This is a genomic window from Streptomyces sp. NPDC041129, from assembly GCF_055592265.1.
On the sequence record NZ_JBVIYV010000001.1, the window covers coordinates 1204199 to 1225042 of the forward strand.

The window sequence follows — 20844 nt, forward strand, 5'->3', positions numbered from 1 at the left end:
CGCCCCCGTACGATCGCCCGGGAGGGTCCACCTTGGCGCTCAGCAGACGTACCTTCAGTGCCCTGGCCGGCTCGGCCGCGCTCGGCTTCGCCCTGGGCGGCAGCGGCGGCCCCGGGGCACCCTCGGCGTTCGCGGCGCGCAGTGTGCCCACCGGTCCCGCGCCGGCCCCGCCGAGCGCCGACGGCGAGCGCCACACGATCGGGTACGACGCCTACTCGCTCCTGGTCGACGGCAAGCGCCTGGTGGTGTGGTCCGGCGAGATGCACCCCTTCCGGCTGCCCAGCCCGTCCCTGTGGCGCGACGTGCTGCAGAAGATGCGGGCGCACGGCTTCAACGCCGTCAGCGTCTACGTGGCGTGGAACTACCACTCCCCCGCCCCCGGCGAGTACGACTTCACCGGCGTGCGGGACCTCGACCTGTTCCTGCGCATGGCCACCGAGACGGGGCTCTACGTCCTGCTGCGGCCCGGCCCGTACATCAACGCGGAAGTCGACGGCGGCGGCTTCCCGGGCTGGCTGACGGCGGCCGAGGGCAAGGCCCGCACCGCCGACCCGGCCTATCTCCGCCACGTCGACGAGTGGCTGACCCAGGTGAACCGGATCGCCCGCCGGCACCTGTTCACCCAGGGCAGGGGCACGATCCTGCTCTACCAGATCGAGAACGAGTACGACTCCCACGTCGACGAGGCGACCGGCCGGGACTACATGTCCCATCTGTACAAGAAGGTCCGCTCCGACGGGATCGACGTCCCGCTCTTCCACAACGACAAGGGCCGCAACGGCCACTGGATCCCCGGCTCGTTCGACACGGGCGGGGAGAAGGGCGGCTGGCTGTACGGGTTCGACGGGTATCCCTCGCCGGCCCAGGTGCCGCCGGACTGGGGGCACTACGGGCCCGGCGGCCTCACCGGCGGCGCCACGGCCTCGCCGCACACGCCCGGCTTCGTGCCGGAGTTCGGCGGCGGCTGGTTCGACCCGTGGGGCGGGGCCTGGTTCGACGGCAAGGGGTACGCCGAGTCCCGGCGCACCCGGGACTCGGCCTACGAGCGCCGCTTCTACCTCACCAACCTCGCCAACGGCATCACCCTGCACAACGTGTACATGACCTTCGGCGGCACCTCCTGGGGCTGGCTGCCCGCGCCGGTCGTCTACACGTCGTACGACTACGGGGCGGCCATCGACGAGGGGCGCAACGTCACCGAGAAGATGGCCCCGATGCACCAGCTCGGCCATCTGATGCAGCGCGTGCCCGACTTCGCCCGGCTGGACCGGGCGGCGGACGTCGAGGCCGAGGGGCTGAAGGTCTACCACCTGACCAACCCGGACACGGGCAGCCATGTGTACGTGGCGCGCAACGACGGCTCGGCCCCGGTCACCACCGACCTGCCGACCCACGAGGGCGAGCTGCGGATCACCGTGCCCGCGCGCGACGCCCGCATGCTGACCACCGGGCTCTCCCTCGGCAGCCGGACGCTGAAGTACAGCACCGCGCAGCCCGTGATGTGCCTGACCGCGGGGCGGCAGGAGATCGCCGTGTTCGCGGGCCGCCGCGACGACATGGCGGAGCTGGTGCTGAAGTGCCCGGTGGAGCCGTACGTCATGCGGCTCGACCCGGAGGCGGCCTGGGCGTTCGAGGGCGACCAGCTGCACGTGAACGTGCCCCTCGGACAGGGCGGCCTGACCCGGGTGTCGGTCGCGCAGGGCGAGAGCGACACCCCGCTGCTGCTGCTCTTCGCCGACGACGCCACGTCGGTGCGCATGTTCCCGTACGACACCCCGTCCGGGACGCTGCTGGTGTACGGTCCGGCGCTGCTGCGCCACGCCGAGGTGCGCGGCTCGGAGGTCCATCTGACGGGTGACGTCACCGGGACGACCAGCGTGGAGGTGTGGGGACCCCGCGGCGTCACGAGCCTGGTGTGGAACGGGCGCAAGGTGCCGACCCGGGTCACCATGTCCGGCAGCCTGATGACCACCGGGCTGCTGCCCGCCGCGCCGCAGGTGACGCTGCCCGCGCTCGGCGGCTGGCGGATGCGGACGGAGAACCCGGAGGCGGGCCCGAACTTCGACGACTCGAAGTGGCGGGTCGCCGACCGGACCTCCTCGTCCAGCACGACGCCGGTCCCGAAGGGCGCTCCGGTGCTGTTCGCGGACGACTACGGCTTCCACTACGGGGACGTCTGGTACCGGGGCACCTTCACGGACGCCTCCGGACTGGAGGAGATCTCGCTCGCCTACACCACCGGCACCCAGGGCCTGCTGATGGCATGGCTGGACGGGGAGCCGCTGGGCACCCACCGGATGCCGGTGCCGGACAAGAAGACCATCCGCAAGGGAAGCTGGGACGCCACGGCGGTGTTCCCGGTGGCCGAGCGGCTGCGCGGGTCCGGCCGGCACGTGCTGTCGGTGCTAATCCGGCGCATGCAGCACGACCAGGACGGCAAGGCGCAGGACACCCACAAGGTGGCCCGCGGCCTCACCGCCGCCGTCTTCGAGGGCGCCTCGCCGAAGGTGACGTGGCGCATCCAGGGCGAGGCGGCACCGGACCCGGTGCGCGGGCCGCAGAACAACGGCGGCCTGTTCGGCGAGCGGGCGGGCTGGCACCTGCCCGGCTTCCCCGACCGGGACTGGAAGCCGGTCGGCTTCCCGCGGGCGGAGCGGCGGCAGGGCGTGACCTGGTACCGGACCACGTTCCGGCTGTCCGTGCCGGGCGACATCGACGCCTCGATCGGACTGACCCTGGAGGACGACCCGTACCGGGCCTACCGGACGCAGATCTTCCTCAACGGCTGGAACATGGGCCAGTACATCAACAACGTCGGCCCGCAGCACACCTTCGTGCTCCCGAACGGCATCCTGCGCACCCGGGGCACCAACACCCTGGCGCTGGCGGTCCTGTCGGAGTTCACCACGGAGTCCGGTCCGGGCAAGGTGGGTCTGACCCTGCTGGGCAGGGCGGCCGGCGGGACACCGGTGACCCCGGTGCCCTCCCCCGGCCGCTGAGCCCCGGCGCTACGCCAGCCTGATCACGTTCCAGGACAGCGGCTCCAGTACGGCGGTGAGGACGCCGTGGGTGAGGGCGGTGCCCCGGACCTGGTGCGGGGTGACCCGCTCGGGGTCGGCCAGGGTGTTGCGGGCGTCGGGGTCGGCGTCCGCGAGGGCGCTGTGCTCGGTGACCGTGGTCAGGTCGAGGCCGTTCAGGGCGACTTCGAGCGGCAGCGGTGCGGTGCGGCCGCGGTTGACCGCGAACACGGTGACCGTGCCGTCCGCCGCGCGCACGGCGGTGGCGTGCAGCAGGTCGGTCTCGCCGTACTTCCGCGTCTCGTACGTCGGCGAGTCCACGCGGACGTCGAGGACCTCGCCGCGTCCGTGCCGGGAGGCCTGCGCGAACGGGAAGAACGTCGTCTGCCGCCAGGCCGGGCCGCCGGGCTCGGTCATGATCGGGGCGATCACGTTGACGAGCTGGGCGAGGCAGGCGACGGTGACCCGGTCGGCGTGCCGGAGCAGCGCGATCAGCAGCGAGCCGAGGACGACGGCGTCGGTGACGCTGTAGTCGTCCTCCAGCAGCCGGGGGGCCTCGGGCCAGTCGCCCTGGTCCATGTCCCGCGCGTGCTCCTCCCACCGGGAGAGGTACCAGACGTTCCACTCGTCGAAGGAGAGGTTGATCTTCTTCCTGGACTTCAGGCGGGCGCCGACGTGGTCGGCGGTGGCCACCACGTTCTCGATGAAGGACTCCATGTCGACCGCGGAGGCGAGGAAGGAGTCCAGGTCGCCGTCGACGGGTTCGTAGTAGGCGTGCAGGGAGATGTGGTCGACGAGTTCGTACGTCTCCTGGAGGACCGTCGCCTCCCAGGCGGCGAAGGTGGGCATGGCCTGGCTGGAGGAGCCGCAGGCGACCAGCTCGACGCCGGGGTCGAGCCGGCGCATCGCCCGGGCCGTCTCGGCCGCGATCCGGCCGTACTCCTGCGCCGTCTTGTGGCCGGTCTGCCAGGGACCGTCCATCTCGTTGCCGAGGCACCACAGCCGGATGCCGAAGGGCTCCTTGTCGCCGTGGGCGGCGCGGAGGTCGGCGAGGGCGGTGCCCGCGGGATGGTTGGCGTACTCCTGGAGGTCCAGGGCCTCGGCGACGCCCCTGGTACCGAGGTTTACGGCCATCATGGGCTCGGCCTGGGGGCCGATCTTCCGCAGGAAGGCGATGTACTCGGAGAGGCCGAACCGGTTGGTCTCGGTTGAGTGCCAGGCGAGGTCGAGCCGGCGGGGGCGGTCCTGGACGGGCCCGACGGAGTCCTCCCACCGGTAGCCGGAGACGAAGTTGCCTCCGGGGTAGCGGATCGCCGTCACCCCGAGCTCGCGCACGAGGTCGAGGACGTCGGTGCGGAGGCCCTCGGCGTCGGCGGTGGGGTGGCCCGGCTCGAAGATGCCCGTGTAGACGCAGCGGCCGAGGTGTTCCACGAAGGAGCCGAACAGGCGGGGGTTCACTTCGCCGACGGTGAAGGCGGGGTCGAGGGTGAAGCGGGCGGTGCGCTTGCTCATGGGTGCCTTTCCAGGTGGGTGGCTGAACAGACCTCACAGGCAGCCGGCCCGGGCCGGCACCGGTCACCCGGCGAACGCCGGCTGCGGCACCCCCCGCCCGGCCCCCGGCACCACCAGCACCGACCCGGACACAGGATGCGGCGCCGTCAACCCGACCCGCGCGGTGGTGATGTACAGATCCGTCAGGTCGGACCCGCCGAAGGCGCAGGCGGTCGTCAGTGGAGCCGGCACCTCCACCACGCGCTCCAGCTCACCGCCCGGCGTGTACCGCCGCACCGCGCCCCCACCCCACAGCGCCACCCACACGCACCCGTCCGCGTCGACCGTGAGCCCGTCCGGGAACCCCGCCCCCTCCTCGATCTCCACCAGCGGCCGCCGCCCCCGGATTGCACCCTCGGCGTCGGGTTCGAAGACGTCCACCCGCCGCGTCGGGGTGTCGGCGTAGTACAGCAGCCGGCCGTCCGGGCTCCAGCCCAGGCCGTTGCTGACGGTGACCTCGGGCAGCACCGTCCGCACGTCGCCGTCGCCGGTCAGACGGGACAGCGTGCCGCCGCCCACCGCCTCGTCGTACCGCATCGTGCCCGCCCAGAGGGACCCGTCCGGGGCCACCGCGGCGTCGTTCGCCCGGCGGCCCGGGACCGGCTCGCGGTGCAGCCAGCGAAAGGCGCCGTCCGGGTCCAGCAGTGCGACGCCGTCCCGCAGGTTCAGCACCAGACCGCCGCCCGCCCTCGGCTTCGCCGCGCCGACGTGCTGCTCGGTGGTGCGCACCGTGCGGCGGCCAGAGGCGGGGTCGTAGGTGTGTACGCGCATGCCGAGGACGTCGACCCAGAGGAGACGGCCCGTCGCCGGGTCCCAGGTCGGGCCCTCGCCCAGCTCCGCCTCGGCCCGTACGGCGACCTCGTACGCCGCCCCGGACCCGGCCCTCACGCCGTCCCCCGGTGGCCCAGCCGCTCGGACAGCTCCGCCGCGCCCTTGACGGCCAGTTGCTCCAGTTCGGCCCGGCGCTCCTCGCTCCAGCGGATCATGGGGACCGAGATGGACAGCGCGGCGACCACCTTTCCCGCGCGGTCGCGCACCGGGGCCGCCACACAGGACACGTCCGGGTTGGACTCGCGGCTCTCCACCGCGATGCCCCGCTCCCGGATCTCCGCGAGGGCCTCGCGCAGCGCTCCGGGATCGGTGATGCTGTTGGGCGTCATCGCGGCCAGCCCGGCGCCGTCCGGTATCCGCGCGGTCAGCTCCGGCTCGGGCAGCGAGGCCAGCAGCATCTTGCCGACGGAGGTGCAGTGGGCGGGCAGCCGGCGGCCGGCGGCGGACACCATGCGCACGGCGTGCGTGGAGTCGACCTTGGCGATGTAGATGACGTCGGTGCCCTCGAGGATGGCCACGTGGACCGTCTCGTCGCAGGTCTCCGCCACCGAGCGGGCCACCTGCTGACCCTCGGCCGCGAGGTCGAGCTGCTCGGCGTACCGGCTGCCGAGCTGGTACGGGCGCACTCCGAGCCGGTACCGTCCGGTCTGTCCCGGCACGGGCACGATGTACGAGCGCGCGGCGAGCGTGGTGACCAGCTCGTGCACGGTGGTGCGCGGCAGTTGCAGCTTGCGCACGATGTCGGGGGCGGAGAGCGTCCCGTCACCGTCGAGGAACAGCTCAAGAATGTCGAGAGCCCGGGTCACGGCAGGCACGAGGCGTCCCACGTCCGGCCCCCTCCCTTGGGGTTAAGCGCCTATGTTCGAGATTTCAACAGGCGATCGGCATGACGAACACAGGCTAGCCACGCGGGGTTGCCCGGGCAATGGTCCCGACCGCCTCCACGGCACCATGGGTGTCATGCCTCTCGACTTCCAGCTCGTGCTGCTGCGCCGCATGGCCGACCACAACCCGGACCTGGTCGACGAGGCCCAGCGGCGGCTCGGGGCGTCCATGGCGCAGATGCGGGAGGCCAACAAGCGCTGGCAGGCGATGGTGCGCTCCCCCAGGTCCCGGTCCGCCGCCGCCCGCTACCGGTCCGTTCTCGGCGAGCCCGAGTCGGTGCTCCCGCGCCGCCTCGGGGACGTCGACTGCGAGGCCCGGCGGTGGGTGCTCCCGCTCTGGCCGGACCTGCGTTTCGAGGTGCTGGTCTCCCCCGACGGCGCGGTATGGAACGAGTGGCTGGTGCGCGCGCCCGGCGCACCGGCCCCCGCCCTGCACACCCTGGACGACCTCGCCCCGTGGTCCTGCACGGTCGACGAGGCCGCCCGCGCCTTCGCCCCGGCCCGTCCACTGGAGGGCACCGCCCCCACGCGATGGGGTCTGGCCTTCTCGGCGCCCGGCCGGGACGGCGTCCGGCACGAGGTGGTCGCCGAGTTCACCTGGGGGCTGCTCCAGCGGACGGCGGTCCGGGACTGAGACCGGCTCAGTCGTCGAAGGCCGTGGCCCGGGCCTGCTTCTCCCAGCCGGCGACGTCCTCACGGACCTGGTCGAGGTGGGCCAGCACCGCGCTCACCCCGTCCTCGCCGAGCGGCAGCCGCAGCGGGGTTCGCTCCGCCTCCAGCGCGGCCAGGATGAGGGCCGCGGCCTTGGCCGGGTCACCGGGCTGCGTGCCGTCACCGTTCGCGACGAGACCGCGGGTCCGGGCCACGTTGGCGTACAGCCCGCTGTCCGCGCTCACACCGGCCCGGGTGGTCTCCATCAGCGAGGTCCGGAACCCGCCAGGCTCCACGATCAGCACCTTGACGCCGAACTCCCGCACCTCGTCGGCGAGCGCCTCGGACAGGCCCTCCAGCGCGAACTTCGTCCCGCTGTAGGCCCCGAAGCCCGCGAAGGACATCTGCCCGCCCATGCTGCTCATCTGCACGATCGCGCCCGAGCGCCGCTCCCGCATGTGCGGCAGCACCGCCCGCACCAGGGCCGCCGGGCCGAAGAAGTGCAGTTCGAAGAGGTCCCGCAGTTCCTGGTCCGTGGTCTCCTCGACCGCACCCACGTGGGTGCGCCCCGCGTTGTTGACCAGCACGTCGATCCGCCCGTGCCGCGCCACCACGTCGCGTACGGCCTCCTCGATCGCGGCGCCGTCCGTGACGTCCAGCCGCAGCGCCTCCATCTGGTCGGGACGCGCGGCCACCAGATCGGCCAGCGCCTCCGGGCGCCGGGCGGCTCCGATCACCACGTCCCCGGCGGCGAGCGCCGCCTCCGTGATCGCCCGCCCGAAGCCACTGCTCGCACCGGTCACCAGCCACACCTTGTTCATGGCAACTCCCCGTGGGATCACGTTCTTTCCGGTACCACTTCCTGACATGGAACAGCCTGCCGGGGGATACCGTTGCCCGTCCAAGACCAACGGTGATAACCAACGGTCATGACGATGGACGTCCATTCCCGGGACCTGCGCTACTTCGTCGCGGTCGCCGAAGAACTGCACTTCACGCGGGCGGCCGAGCGGCTGTACGTGTCCCAGCCCGCACTCAGCAAGCAGATCCGGGCCCTCGAAGGGCGGTTGGGGGCCGAGCTGCTGCGCCGCGACCGGCACGGGGTGGCGCTGACGGCGGCCGGCGAGGCGCTGCTGCCGCACGCCCGGCGGGTGCTGGCCGCCCTGGCGGAGGGCGCGGCGGCGGTGGAGGCGGCCAAGGCCGCACAGCGCAGCACGCTCGTGGTGGGCATGAGCACCAGCCCGGGCCGGGGCGGAATGCTGCCGGCCATCCGCTCCCGCTTCACCGCCGCGCATCCCCGGGTCACCGCGCGGCTGCGCCAGGTGAGCTGGGACGACCCGACGGCGGGCCTGGCCGACGGCAGCGCGGACGTCGCCTTCGTCTGGCTGCCGTTGCCCGGCGAGGAGCGCTACGCCTGGACGGTGCTCGCCGAGGAGGCCCGCCTGGTCGCCCTGCCCGACACGCATCCGCTCGCCGCCCGCGACGAGATCGACTTCGCGGACCTGCTCGACGAGCCGTTCCTCGCCCTGCCGAAGAGCGCCGGCCCGCTGCGCGACTACTGGCTCGCGCTGGACGCCCGGGCGGGGCGGGCACCGCGCGTCGGAGCGGAGATCGCCGGGGCCGAGGAGACGTACGAGGCGCTGGTCGCCGGGCTCGGCATCTGCCTGGTGGCCGCGGGTAACGCCCCGCTGATCACCCGGGGCGGGGTCACCACCCGCCCGGTCCGGGGCATCGGCCCCAGCCGCTACGCCCTGGCCTGGCGCCGTGAGGACGAGGACCGGCCCCTGGTCCGGGCGTACGCCGAGGCCTGCCGGGCCACGGCCGGGCTCACGGGCTCCTAGCCTGTCGGGCCCTGAGACTCCGCCGCCGCCAGGATCGCCTCCGTGACGTGGGGCAGGGAGGCGGGGTGCAGGAAGAGGAAGAGGTTCGGCTCCACCAGTTCGAGCTCCATCACCCGGGGCAGGCCGTCCTCGCCGTCGACGAGGTCCACGCGCGCGTACAGCAGTCCGGGCGCGCCGGGCACGGACGCCAGCGCCTTCTCGGCGACGGCGAGTTCGGTGTCCGTGGGCTGCCAGGGCTCGAGCTCCGGGTGGGCCACCTTGTCGGCGTCGTACGGGGTGCCGGGCGCGAGGACGGCGCCCTTGCGGCTGGCGTGCAGCAGGCGCCCGCCGAAGAACTGCAGCGCCCGTTCCCCGCTGACGTCTATGTTGCGCAGATACGGCTGCACCATCGCGGTGAAGCCCTCGGCGTGCATCCGCGCGAGCTGCCGTACGGCCGTCTCGTGCCGGTCCGGCGTGTAGCGGGCGGCGAACCGGGCGCCCGCGCCGGAGGTCGGCTTGATCACGTACTCGTGTCCGGCGGGCAGCTCGGCCGGCTCGCCGGGGGCGATGTAGCGGGTCTCGACGGTCGGCACGCCTGCCGCCGCCAGCTCGCCGAGGTAGCGCTTGTCGGAGTTCCACCGGACCACGGCGGCCGGGTTGGCCAGCCGGGTCAGGCCGCCGACCCGCTCCACCCACGCCCCGAACTCCCCGGCGCGCCAGCTGTAGTCCCAGGTCGAGCGGATGACGACCAGGTCGTAGCCGCCCCAGTCGGCCGTCGGGTCGTCCCAGTACCGGGCCTCCGCGTCGGCCCCCGCCTCGCGCAGGGCGCGCACCAGCACCGGCAGGTCGCGGTCCTTGCTCGGCCGGTCGCCGGGGTCGTAGGTGGCGAGGGCGATACGGGGCACGGCGGGCTCCCTGTCGTACGGCGGTTCGATCGGTTGCGAGGCTAACAACCGCCCCGGGAACCGGGACAGCCCATTTGACCTTCACCTTCGGGGAAGCCCCAGCATCGGTGGCGGAAGCGAGGAACGCGGCGTTCTCCCGGACGGCGTTCTCCTGACGACGGGATTCCTGTGGAGCTGAGGTCCGTATGGAGCTGCTGACGATCGGCGCCTTCGCCAAGGCGAGCCGGCTGTCGCCGAAGGCGCTGCGGCTGTACGACGAGCTGGAGTTGCTGCGGCCCGCCCGGGTCGACCCGGACACCGGCTACCGGTACTACGCCGTGGAGCAGCTCCGGCGGGCCCGGCTCGTGGCCTGGCTGCGACGGCTGGGCATGCCGCTGGCCGAGATCCGCGCGGTGTGCGCCCTGGACGCGGCGCAGGCCGCACAGGAGGTCCGGGCGTACTGGGCGCGGGTCGAGGCGGAGACGGCCGTACGGCGGGATCTCGCCGCGTTCCTCGTCGACCAGCTGACCGGAGAGTCGAGAAAGGACCACACCACCATGCTGGAACTGCGTTATTCCGCCCACTCCGACCGTGGGCACGTCCGCCCGTCCAACCAGGACTCCGTGTACGCGGGCCGCAGGCTGCTCGCCGTCGCCGACGGCTGCGGCCCGGCGGGGGCGCCCGCGAGCAGCGCGGCCATAGAGGCGCTGAGGTTCCTGGACGAGGGGGCGGAACCGGGCGCCGGCGATGTGCTGAACCTGCTGGAGGAGGCGGTGCGTTCGGCCGGCGAGGCCGTACGGGACGTGGCCGACGGGAGTGCGGAGGTCGGCACGACGCTGACGGCGCTGCTGTGGACGGGCTCGAAGCTGGCGCTCGTGCACATCGGGGACTCGCGGGCGTATCTGCTGCGGGACGGCGGGCTGTTCCGGATCAGCCACGACCACAGCGTCGTGCAGTCGCTGATCGACGAGGGGCGGCTGAGCCCCGAGGAGGCGCAGAGCCATCCGCAGCGCGCCCTGCTGCTGAAGGCGCTCGGTATCGGCGGTCCGGCGGTGGCCGCCGATCTGCGGCTGCAGGAGGCCCGGGCGGGCGACCGGTACCTGCTGTGCTCGGACGGTCTGACGGGGGTCGTGGCCGACGCGCGGATCAAGGAGCTGCTCGCCGGTGAGGCGGACCCCGAGCGAGCCGTACGGGTGCTGATCGACGCGGCGAACGCGGCGGGCGGCCCCGACAACGTGAGCTGTGTCGTGGCCGATGTGGTCCTTGCCGCCGCACCGTCGGTCCCGGTGGGATAGAAGTGCCGTATGGCGACCGACGGCACCGACGCGTACAGCGGTGCGGCCGGGCTCCCGCCGCTCGTGCGGGACGCCCTGGCCGCCGCCCGCGCCCACGGCTTCGCCCACTCCTGCCGGCCCGAACAGGGCCGGCTGCTGCACGCGCTGGCGGGCGGGGCCGGGGCCCGGATCGGGGAGACCGGCACCGGGCTCGGGGTGGGGCTGGCCTGGCTGGCCTCCGGGGCCCGGCCTGGCGTGCGGCTGTACAGCGTGGAGCGGGACCCCGAGCGGGCGCGGCTCGCCGCCGGGGTCTTCGCGGACCGGCCCGGGGTCACGGTGCTCACCGGCGACTGGCGGCGGATCGCGGAGCACGGGCCGTTCGATCTGCTCGTCCTCGACGGGGGCGGGCAGGGCAAGGTGCCGGGGGACGAACCGGCCGACGTGGCGGAGCTGCTCGCGCCCGGCGGAACGGTCGTCGTCGACGACTTCACCCCGGCGACCGGCTGGCCGCCGCTGCACGAGGGCGTGGTGGACCGGGCGCGGCTGCACTGGCTCGGACATCCCGCGCTGCGCTCGGCCGAGCTGCGGCTCGCGGCGGATCTGAGCGCCGTCGTGGGAACGCGGCGGCTGGTGTAGGAAGGGAGGACCGAAGCCCCCGAGTCCAAGGAGTGCGCCGCGTGTCCTCCCTCTTTCCCGCCCTGGTGGACGGTCCGGGCAAGCGCAGCGATATGGGGGCTCCCCCGGACGAAGTCCGGGGGAGGGTCGCCCTGCGGTTCGGCGAGCGGTCGCTGACGTACGGCGCGCTCGCGGGTGCCGCGGGTGCGGTCGCCGCGCGCCTGTGCGGTGCCGGCCGGGTCGCCGTGTGGGCGACCCCGGAGCTGGAGACCGCCGTCGCGGTGACCGGCGCGCTGCTCGCCGGGGTGGCCGCGGTGCCGCTGAACCCGAAGTCGGGCGACAAGGAGCTGACGCACATCGTCTCCGACAGCGCGCCGAGCCTGGTCCTGGCCGCACCCGGCGCGGAACTCCCCTCCGCCCTGGACCACTTGGAGCGTCTCGACGTCGACGCCGGCGGCACCGCCCCGCTGCCCGAGGAGCGGGCCGGTGACGGCGACCCCGCGCTGATCGTCTACACCTCCGGCACCACCGGCCCGCCCAAGGGCGCGGTCGTCCCGCGCCGGGCCCTGGCCGCGACCCTGGACGCGCTCGCCGACGCCTGGCAGTGGACGGACCGGGACGTGCTGGTGCACGGGCTGCCCCTGTTCCATGTGCACGGGCTGGTGCTGGGCACCCTCGGTCCGCTGCGCCGGGCCGGCTCGGTGCGGCACCTGGGGCGGTTCAGCACCGAGGGCGTGGCACGCGAGCTGAACGACGGCGCGACCATGCTGTTCGGGGTGCCGACGATGTACCACCGCATCGCCGAGGCCCTTCCCGGCGATCCGGAGCTGGCCAAGGCGCTCGGCGGGGCCCGGCTGCTGGTCTCCGGCTCGGCCGCGCTGCCCGTGCACGACCACGAGCGGATCGCGGCGGCGACCGGCCGGCGCGTGATCGAGCGGTACGGCATGACGGAGACCCTCATGAACACCAGCGTCCGGGCCGACGGCGAGGCCAGGGCCGGGACGGTCGGGGTGCCGCTGCCGGGTGTGGAGCTGCGGCTGGTGGAGGAGGACGGGACGCCGATCACCGGGTACGACGGGGAGAGCGTCGGCGAGATCCAGGTGCGCGGCCCGAACCTGTTCACCGAGTACCTGCACCGGCCCGACGCCACCGCCGCCGCGTTCACCGCCGACGGCTGGTTCCGCACCGGCGACATGGCGGTGCGCGAGCCCGACGGCTACGTCCGCATCGTCGGGCGCAAGGCCACCGACCTGATCAAGAGCGGCGGTTACAAGATCGGGGCGGGTGAGATCGAGAACGCGCTGCTGGAGCATCCGGGGGTGCGGGAGGCGGCGGTCACCGGGGAGCCGGACGCCGACCTGGGCGAGCGGATCGTGGCGTGGATCGTCCCCTCGGACCCGCAGGCGCCGCCCTCCGACGCGGAGCTGGCCGACCACGTGGCCCGGCGGCTCGCCCCGCACAAGCGCCCGCGCGTGGTCCGTCACCTGGACGCCCTTCCCCGCAACGACATGGGGAAGATCATGAAGCGGGCGCTGGTGGCCGATGCCTGAGCGGCTGTCGGCACGGGAGATCCTCGCACTGCTCGCGGACGAGGCGAGTTTCCACGAACTCCCCTCCGCCACCAGGACCTACGACACCGACGGCCCCCTCGCCTGGGAGGGTCACGACGCCGCGCGCGCCGGTGCCGCCGAGCGCACCGGCGAGGAGGAGTCCGTGGTGTGCGGCACCGCGAGCGTCGGCGGCACCCGGGCGGTGCTGATCGCGTTCGAGTTCGGCTTCCTCGGCGGCTCCCTCGGCGAGCGCACCGGGGACCGGCTGGAGGCCGCGTACCGGCACGCCCGCGCCCACCGGCTGCCGGTCGTACCGCTCGTCGCCACCGGCGGCAGCCGGATGCAGGAGGGCATGCTCGCGCTGACCCAGCTCCAGCGCGTGGCCCGCGAGTCGGCGCTCACCCGTCAGGCGGGGCTGCCGCAGATCGCGGTGGTGCGGGACCCCACGACCGGCGGCGGCTGGGCCACCCTGGGCGCGGGGGCCGACGTGATCCTGGCGCTCCCGGGCGCCCAGGTGGGCTTCGCCGGTTCCCGGGTACGGCCGCCGGACGCGGACCCGGCCGCCTACACCGCGGAGTCGCAGGTGGCCGCGGGGTCGGCGGACGCGGTGGTGCCGCCGGCGGAGCTGCGCGAGACGCTGGGGCGCTGGCTCGGACTCCTCACCACCCCGGCGCGGGAGGCACCGGCGCCGCACGCCCTGGGCGCGCCGGCCCTCCCGGACACCGGCTGGGAGGCCGTCGTACGGGCCCGCTCCCCCGAACGGCCGCGCGCCCGGGCCTATCTGGACACCTACTTCGGCCGCCGGGTGACCGTCCAAGGTGATCGCTGCGGCGGCAGCGACCCCGAGGGCATGCTGTGCGGCTTCGGCGAGCGGGACGGCCGTACGGTGGCCTACGCGGCGCAGACGGGGGCGGCGACCCGGCCCGCCGGGTACCGGACCGCGGCCCGGCTGATCCGGCTCGCCGACCGGCTGGACATCCCGGTGCTGACCCTGGTGGACACGCCGGGCGCGGCCAACGACGCCGAGGCCGAGCGGCAGGGCGCCGGGGCCGCGATCGCCGAGGTGTTCGGCGCGGTGGCGGCGGCCCGGGTGCCGATCACCACGCTGGTCATCGGCGAGGGCGGCTCCGGCGGGGCACTCGCGCTGGCCGCGCCCGGCAACACCTGGGCCACCCCGGACAGCTACTTCTCGGTGATCGCCCCGGAACTGGCGGCGGCCATCCTGAAACGCCCGCCCGGGGAGGTGGAGGCGACCGCGGGGCAACTCCGCATTCGCCCCCAGGACCTGGTGGAGCTGGGGGTGATCCGGGGCATCATGTACCACCCCGGTCCCTGAGACCCCCGTACGGGCCTGACGGAGCGGGAGCGGCCTGACGGAACCGCCCCCGCTCCACCGGTCACCGCACCCCCACCGCCCGGGTGATCTCCTGGGTGACCGAGCCGCCCCTGTCGTCGTGGGCCGAGGCCCGCAGGGAGACCTGGGTGGCGTCGCGGGGCACGGTCAGGGTGCCGTGCCAGGAGGCGTTCCGGTCCGCGGTGAGCCGGACCGTCCGCCAGGTGGTGCCGTCGTAGGACACCTCGAGCCTGCCGCCACCGAGGGTTCCGGTGCCGGCGGCCTCCGCCACGTACGAGGCGGCGATCCCGACCGGTACGCGGTGCCCGGCGGGCACCGTGCCGGCGAGGTCGGTGTCGACGTCGAAGGCGAGGTTGATCAGCGGCAGGTAGGTCCAGCGGTCCTCCGGGGTGGCCGCCGACCGGAACGTCCACTCGCTGTGGCCCTCGGTACCGGGCTTCCAGAGGCCGGGGTCCAGGGCGGTGTCGGTGACCACCTTGTAGGTGTGCTCGTCGGCGGGCGCGTCCCACACATAGGCGCCGGAGCCGGGGCGCCGGGCGACGAGCGTGCCGTCCAGGTAGACGGCGGTGGTCTGGGTCATCCCGCTGCCCTCGCTCCACACGTCGCCGAAGCCGGTGTGGTCGGGGCCGGAGTCGCCCCAGCCGGGGGTGTTCAACTGGATGCCGTTCCCGGCACGTTGCTGCCCCCAGCCGAGACCGGTGCCCAGCCACGGGTGCCACACCGGGCGGAACCAGTTCAGCTCCTGCCGTGATCCGCCGTCGTAGCGGATCAGTCCGCTGCGCTCCTCCAGCGCCCCGTCGCGGGCGGTGACGGACTCGTGCCAGAGCTGGCCGGGGCCGGTGGAGACGTAGTCGGTGCGCTCGGCGGGCAGGTCCACGCGCTCCTGGAAGCCGACACCGATGGGGAAGGTGCCGGTGATCGAGTACCGGAACTCACCACCGCTCACCGGCTCCGCGGCGTGGAACCGGGTGTGCACGGCTGCCAGTCGGCGGCCGGAGGGCGCGTAGGTGAGGTCCCGGTCCGGGATCGCCCCCGGGTGCCCCTCGGACAGGTCGTACACGTACGGGGAGTTGCGGGTGCCGGTCATGTCGACCTTGCCGGCCGCCCGCAGCCGGGCCGCGTCAGCCCCGCTCACCGTGGCGATCTGCAACGGCCGGTCGGCGTTGTCGTCCGTGCCCCACCAGGCCATCAGCCGGCCGGGGGCGTCGTCCGTGACGAACAGCGCCTTGGCGCCCGCGTCCTGGGCCGCCTGGGCCAGCGCGGCCGGGTCGGCGCCGTCGGCCAGGTGCGCGAGCACCGCCTTGCCCTCGACCCCGGTGAACGGCCCGCCGCCGACATCGGTCAACGGCAGCCTCGTGCGGCCCTGGACGAGCGAGCCGCCCGCCTGCACGGTGGCCTCGCCGATCCCGTTGACCTCCAGCAGCGGCTTGGCGAGCCGCCACACGGTCCGGTACTCGAAGGCGCCCTCGGTGACCTTCGCGGTGGGCGCGGCGAAGACACTGTCGTAGGTGAGCGGCACCTGGACCGCGCCGAACAGGTCGGCGCCGTTCGCCTTCCGGTCGTACTCCATGAGCAGCTGCCGGGTCTCGGTGCGCCGGCGGACGTCGGCCTTCACCTCCCGCAGTTTCCGTCCGTCGAGGGTGACGTCCTGGTCCCGGTCGAGGGTGATCTCGGGGGCGGCGAGGAAGCCGAGGCCGAGCGAGTCGGCGCCGTGGCTGCCGCGCACGTCGAGGAAGGAGGTCAGGCTGTACGTGCCCGGCTTCAGCCGCAGCTTCAGGGTGCCGGAGTCGCCGACGTGCGCGGGCTGGGCGTCCTCGCCCGCGGCGAGCCGCTGCACGGCGAGGTCGGCCGCGGTGGCCGCGCCCGCGCGGTCCTTGACGTGGACGGTGAGCGTGTACCGCTCCGCCTCCTTGACCAGTCCGAACACGGTGTGCGCGACCGGGGTGCCGTCCGGCACCGAGGCCACGATCTGCCCGCCGCTCTCGCCGACCGGTGCCTTCGCGCCGTCACCGGTGACGGTGGTGGAGGCGGCGCCGTGCGCGGGGACGGTCAGGGAGGAGTCGGCGAGGGTGGCGAGGCCCTCCGGACCGCCCTCGACGGCCAGCGTCAGCCGTATGTCCGCGTCGGAGGAGTTGCGGTAGGTGAGGGTGCGGGTGACCGGCTTGTCCGCGTCGTACGGCCAGCCGTAGAAGCCGAGGTCGGCGCTGCCGGTGGCGGTGATGTCGGCCTCGACGGCGTCCGGCACGCTGACCCGCCCGGCGCCGAGCGTGTACGGGGACGCGTCCAGCCGCGTGGAGCTGGACATCAGCGCGTCCTTCAGCCGGGCACCGGGCCAGTCCGGGTGGGCCTGGGCGAGCAGGGCGGCCACCCCGGCGACGTGCGGTGTCGCCATGGAGGTACCGCTCATCGTGGTGTACGGCCCGCTGCCCTCCACGAGTTGGGAGCGGGCGGCGAGGATGTCGACACCGGGCGCCGAGACGTCCGGCTTGAGGGCGTTGTCGCCGTACCGGGGCCCCGCGCTGGTGAAGTAGGCCGCCTGGTCGCCGGAGTCCACCGCGCCGACGGTGAGGGCGGCGTCGGCGGCGCCCGGCGAGCCTATGGAGGAGGGGGCGCCGGTGTTGCCGGCCGCGATGACGAACAGGGCGCCGGTCTCCGCGGAGAGGGTGTTCACGGCCTGCGCCATGGGGTCGGTGCCGTCGCTGGCCTCGGTCGAGCCGAGGCTCATGGAGATCACCCGGGCGTGCACGTCGCGCGCCGCCCACTCCATGCCCGCGATGATCTGCGACTCGCTGCCCGAGCCCTGGTCGCTCAGCACCTTGCCGACCGCGAGAGTCGCCCCGGGCGCGACGCCCCGCTCCTTGCCCTCGGATGCGGCACCGCTGCCGCCGACGGTGGAGGTGACATGGGTGCCGTGGCCGTTGCGGTCGGCGACCTCCTCGCCCTCGATGAAGCTCCGGCTGTCGGTGACCCGGTCCTTCAGATCGGGGTGGGTCAGGTCGGCGCCGGTGTCCAGCACGGCGACCGTGACGCCCTTGCCGGTGAGGCCCGCGTCCCAGGCGGCCGCCGTCCCGATCTGGGCGTTGCTCTCGGCCATGTCGGCCTTGACTCGCCCGTCGAGCCAGACCTTGTCCACGCTCCCGCGCCGGGTGAAGGACCGCCAGAAGGTCCGCCCCCGGGCGGCCTCCACGGCGGCCCCGCGCAGGCTGGGCAGCGCCCTGGTCCGCTCGGCGCCGGCCGGGGTGGCGGCACGCGAGCCCCTGCCGTAGGTCACGATCAGCGGCAGCGCGTCCGCCTTGGTGTCGGTGAGCCCCTGCCGGATGAGCCCGCTCACGTCGAACAGCCGCCGGTCCAGGCTGCCGGTCCGCAGGTAGGGCTGTGCCTCGTCCGGTACGACCGTGATCTCACCGCCGTTCACCTGGGTCCGCACGGCACCGGTGGCCCCCTGGGGCCGCCGCACGGTGACCGTCTTCCTCCCCTGCCCCAGGTCGGTGACGGTCACCTTGTCGCCGGTGACGAGGGTGACGGTGGTGGCGGTGTCCGGGGTGCGCCGTGCCGCGGTGACGGCCTGCTGCGCGACCGCCGGCCCGTTCGGCAACAGGGCGATCACAAGCCCCGCCGACAGCAGGGCCGCCCCGCGTCTGACTGGTCCTCTGGTCATCCACGCCTCTTCTCGTGTCGAGCGCGTCGAGTGCTGGGACGAGTGTCATGTGTCGCGTGGTACTGGGGTGTTGAACGACCGTGGCGGAAAGGTGTCCTGGCGGCTTCCCGCCAACGGCGCTTACGGCCAACGGCGTTGACGGCACGCCGTCGCCCGGCGCGCCTCGGCCGCCGTCCGCCGCTGCGGCAGGGGGCGCGGCGCCGGCGGTGCGGGCCTCACGCACTGGGGAGAGCGCCCCGGACAAAGCGCGCGCGGCGGCCCCGTCCGCGCCGAGGGTCTTCCGGGACGGCTCTCTCCGGCGCGCCTCCGCCGAACTGGAGTTCGGGGTGAAACCGGGCCCGGAGGCGGGCCCCGTCATCACCAAGGGCGCGGCGGACGGGCAGCCAGTGGTCCGGCCGAGCTGGGCCGGACAGCCCTCGAACCGGGCCGCGGTCCGTCACCGGGGCAGAGCCGCGCCGCGCGGACCCTCCGAAACGGCCGTCCGGCGCCGAACCCCCCATTCAGCGGCGCCCCGCCCGGCCCCCTCCGGCAGGCGCGCCGTCGACGTCCCCCGGAGAGTGTGAAGGAAACCACCGTCCGGCCTCCAAGGCCCTGCGCACTCGGGAGGATCCGCCGTGACCGTCAGCCTGGAGCAGTTGCGTCGCTGCCACTTCGCCGTCGACCTGGGCGCGGCCCGTACCCGGGTGTATGTGAAGGGTGCCGGTCTCGTCGTCGATCAGCCGTCGGTCGCGGCCGTGAACACCCGGACGGGGGCGCTGATCGCGGTGGGCGAGTTCGCGGAGAAGATGACGGGGCGGACGCCGGGATACATCAAGGTCGTGCGGCCCGTCTCCGGCGGCACGGTGGTCGACATCGAGATGGCGCAGCGCATGCTGCGGCAACTGCTCGGCGAGAAGGTGCGCCGTGCCCTGCGCCGCAAGCCCCGGCTGCGGGCGGCGGCCTGCACCCCGCACGACGCGGACCCGCTCGCCCAGCGGGCGACGATCGAGACGCTGGTCGGGCTGGGGGCGCGCCGGGTCGAGCTGGTGGACACGCTGATCGCGGCCGCGGTCGGGTGCGGACTGCCGGTGGAGCAGCCCGAGGCGACCATGATCATGGTGTGCGGGGCGGCGGCCACGCAGGTCGCCGTGCTCTCCATGGGCTCGCTCGTCACCGCCGAGCGGATCCCGGTCGGCGGGGAGGCCGTCGACAACGCGATCGTGCAGCACCTGCGGCTCGAGCACCGGCTGCTGCTGCCCAGCCAGGCGGTACGGCCGCTGCAGCTCGCCCTGTCCGGCACCGGGCTCACGCTGGACGGGCCCTCGCTGACGGAGATCCACGGGCGGGACGTGGTCACCGGACTCGCCCGCAGTGTGCGGGTCAAGACGGCGGCCGTCCGCAACGCCATCCAGACCCCGCTGACGTCGGTCCTGGACGGCATCGGCAAGGTGCTGCGCGAGTGCCCGCCCGACCTGGTGGCCGACCTCGCCGACCGCGGGATCATGATGGTCGGCGGCTCCGCGCTGCTGCCCGGCCTCGACCAGATGCTGCGTCAGGCGACCGGTATCCCGGTGCACATCGCGGAACGGCCGGAGCTGTGCGCGGTCCAGGGCCTCGGCGCCATGCTGGAGGGCAACGTCGAACCCCTCGTCCTGAACCCGCGCGCCGCCTGAGCGGGTGCCCTACCGGGACAGGTAGCTGCGGATCGTCGTACCGGACTCCGCCGTGTGCGTCCGGACCAGGTCGGACAGCAGGTTGACCAGGAGCAGTCCGCGGCCGCCGCTCCGCCCGCCGGCGGCGGGACGGCGCCCGGCCAGCGGGTCGGTCAGGCGGCCCCGGTCCCGGACCTCCAGCATCACGTGCCCGCCCTCGGCCCAGACCGTGAGCACGCCCGTGCCGCCGCCGTGGACCACGCTGTTGGTGGTCAGCTCGGCGGTGATCAGGGACAGGTCCTCGAGCCGCAGGCCGGTCAGGCCGAGCCGGCGGCCGTGCTCGGTGACGAGGTGCCTGGCCCTGGAGAGGGAGCCGCTGCCGTAGGCGAGGGCGAGGACGGCCGGCCCGGGGACCGGGGTGAGCGGCAGCGGCCGGTTGTAGCGGGCGACGACGCCACCGGGGTCGTAGGCCTCACTGGGACGGGGCTCCGCGGTGCCGGGCGCGATGACGACGGGGTGGGTGGCGTGGGCGTCGGCGAGCGCCCGCTCGTCCAGGTGTGCGGTGTCGTAGGGGCACAGGATGGTGACCTCGCGGCCCCGGAACGCCGTGTTGATGAGTGCCTCGTGCTGGGCGCAGGCGGGGTACTCGACGGCGCTGCGGTCCGCCCACACCGGCTCGCCGATGATGTGCACGCGCCGGCCGGGCGGTCCGCCGTCGGCGACGGCGTGCAGCACGCCGGGGATGATCCGGCCGGGGTTGCGTCCGGCCTCCCGCATGTCCAGGCATCGCACGGCGTCGGCGTCGGCGCCCAGCGCGTCCCGGATCAGCCGCAGGTTCTCCCCCGGCACGGCTACCGCGACCGGCTCACCGGCGGCCAGGGCGGCGCGCACGAACGGCACGGTGCCGGCGAGGTACTGCTCGGTGTCCGCGTAGAAGAGGGCGGGGTGCGCGAAGGGTCCGAGGGCCGTGGTCATGACGCCGGCACGTCCGGGCAGCGCACCGCGGCCGGCGGTACGGCGGCGGCCCTCGGGGGCCACGCCGGCTCCGGCACGCTCACGACGCCTCCCTGCGGCACTGGGAACAAGGGCCCCAGTATGCGCCCCGGTGCCGCTGCGCGAGGGTG

16 protein-coding genes are annotated in these 20844 nt (G+C 74.1%); 9 read left to right on the forward strand and 7 right to left on the reverse strand.

Going from position 1 to position 20844, the window contains the following annotated elements:
• Positions 1-32: 32 nt before the first annotated feature.
• Positions 33-2999 carry a glycoside hydrolase family 35 protein gene (locus tag ACZ6B1_RS05245; protein WP_468775119.1) on the forward strand — a complete coding sequence of 989 codons (2967 nt, stop codon included), beginning with the start codon at positions 33-35 and terminating at the stop codon, positions 2997-2999.
• Between the two features lie 9 nt (positions 3000-3008).
• On the opposite strand, the gene arfA is transcribed toward ACZ6B1_RS05245, so the two are convergent.
• From arfA to ACZ6B1_RS05260, 3 genes are all read right to left on the reverse strand, one after another.
• Positions 3009-4529 (reverse strand): arabinosylfuranosidase ArfA, encoded by a 1521-nt coding sequence (gene arfA, locus ACZ6B1_RS05250; RefSeq protein WP_468775121.1) that lies wholly within the window; start codon positions 4527-4529, stop codon positions 3009-3011.
• A 63-nt stretch (positions 4530-4592) separates the two neighbouring features.
• Positions 4593-5456: an SMP-30/gluconolactonase/LRE family protein gene (locus ACZ6B1_RS05255; RefSeq protein WP_468775123.1), complete on the reverse strand. Its 864-nt coding sequence runs from the start codon at positions 5454-5456 to the stop codon at positions 4593-4595.
• The gene (locus ACZ6B1_RS05260; protein WP_468775124.1) at positions 5453-6226 is read right to left on the reverse strand and encodes an IclR family transcriptional regulator; all 774 of its coding nucleotides are present in this window, start codon (positions 6224-6226) and stop codon (positions 5453-5455) included. The genes ACZ6B1_RS05255 and ACZ6B1_RS05260 overlap by 4 nt, the downstream gene beginning before the upstream one ends.
• 133 nt (positions 6227-6359) lie before the next feature.
• Here ACZ6B1_RS05260 and ACZ6B1_RS05265 point away from each other — a divergent pair, with 133 nt between their 5' ends.
• Positions 6360-6917 carry a hypothetical protein gene (locus tag ACZ6B1_RS05265; RefSeq protein ID WP_468775126.1) on the forward strand — a complete coding sequence of 186 codons (558 nt, stop codon included), beginning with the start codon at positions 6360-6362 and terminating at the stop codon, positions 6915-6917.
• Positions 6918-6924: 7 nt separating this feature from the next.
• On the opposite strand, the gene ACZ6B1_RS05270 is transcribed toward ACZ6B1_RS05265, so the two are convergent.
• Complete coding sequence (locus ACZ6B1_RS05270; RefSeq protein WP_468775128.1) at positions 6925-7755, reverse strand: oxidoreductase; 831 nt, start codon at positions 7753-7755, stop codon at positions 6925-6927.
• Between the two features lie 108 nt (positions 7756-7863).
• Between ACZ6B1_RS05270 and ACZ6B1_RS05275 the strand changes: the two genes are divergently transcribed.
• On the forward strand, positions 7864-8775 hold the full coding sequence (locus ACZ6B1_RS05275; protein ID WP_468775130.1) for a LysR family transcriptional regulator: 912 nt from the start codon (positions 7864-7866) through the stop codon (positions 8773-8775).
• On the opposite strand, the gene ACZ6B1_RS05280 is transcribed toward ACZ6B1_RS05275, so the two are convergent.
• Positions 8772-9659 carry an ATP-grasp domain-containing protein gene (locus ACZ6B1_RS05280; RefSeq protein WP_468775132.1) on the reverse strand — a complete coding sequence of 296 codons (888 nt, stop codon included), beginning with the start codon at positions 9657-9659 and terminating at the stop codon, positions 8772-8774. The two genes, ACZ6B1_RS05275 and ACZ6B1_RS05280, sit on opposite strands and share 4 nt — an antisense overlap.
• A 185-nt stretch (positions 9660-9844) precedes the next feature.
• On the opposite strand from ACZ6B1_RS05280, the gene ACZ6B1_RS05285 reads away from it, so the two are divergent.
• From ACZ6B1_RS05285 to ACZ6B1_RS05300, 4 genes are read left to right on the forward strand one after another with little or no spacing between them, the layout of a single operon-like run.
• Positions 9845-10933, forward strand: a complete 1089-nt coding sequence (locus tag ACZ6B1_RS05285) for a MerR family transcriptional regulator (protein ID WP_468775134.1) — start codon at positions 9845-9847, stop codon at positions 10931-10933.
• 9 nt (positions 10934-10942) lie between these two features.
• On the forward strand, positions 10943-11548 hold the full coding sequence (locus tag ACZ6B1_RS05290) for an O-methyltransferase (protein WP_468775136.1): 606 nt from the start codon (positions 10943-10945) through the stop codon (positions 11546-11548).
• 41 nt (positions 11549-11589) lie between these two features.
• Positions 11590-13077, forward strand: coding sequence for an acyl-CoA synthetase (locus tag ACZ6B1_RS05295; protein WP_468775138.1), 1488 nt, complete (start codon positions 11590-11592; stop codon positions 13075-13077).
• The gene (locus ACZ6B1_RS05300) at positions 13070-14413 is read left to right on the forward strand and encodes a carboxyl transferase domain-containing protein (protein WP_468775139.1); all 1344 of its coding nucleotides are present in this window, start codon (positions 13070-13072) and stop codon (positions 14411-14413) included. The genes ACZ6B1_RS05295 and ACZ6B1_RS05300 overlap by 8 nt, the downstream gene beginning before the upstream one ends.
• Before the next feature lie 61 nt (positions 14414-14474).
• Here ACZ6B1_RS05300 and ACZ6B1_RS05305 read toward each other — a convergent pair whose 3' ends face one another.
• Positions 14475-18089 (reverse strand): S8 family serine peptidase, encoded by a 3615-nt coding sequence (locus tag ACZ6B1_RS05305; protein ID WP_468775141.1) that lies wholly within the window; start codon positions 18087-18089, stop codon positions 14475-14477.
• A gap of 80 nt (positions 18090-18169) precedes the next feature.
• On the opposite strand from ACZ6B1_RS05305, the gene ACZ6B1_RS05310 reads away from it, so the two are divergent.
• Positions 18170-18652 (forward strand): CU044_2847 family protein, encoded by a 483-nt coding sequence (locus ACZ6B1_RS05310; RefSeq protein WP_468775143.1) that lies wholly within the window; start codon positions 18170-18172, stop codon positions 18650-18652.
• A 51-nt stretch (positions 18653-18703) separates the two neighbouring features.
• A complete protein-coding gene (locus ACZ6B1_RS05315) occupies positions 18704-19741 on the forward strand; it encodes a rod shape-determining protein (RefSeq protein ID WP_468775145.1) in 1038 nt (345 codons plus the stop codon).
• A gap of 9 nt (positions 19742-19750) precedes the next feature.
• Here ACZ6B1_RS05315 and ACZ6B1_RS05320 read toward each other — a convergent pair whose 3' ends face one another.
• Positions 19751-20695, reverse strand: a complete 945-nt coding sequence (locus ACZ6B1_RS05320; RefSeq protein WP_468776034.1) for an anti-sigma factor RsbA family regulatory protein — start codon at positions 20693-20695, stop codon at positions 19751-19753.
• Positions 20696-20844: the final 149 nt, after the last annotated feature.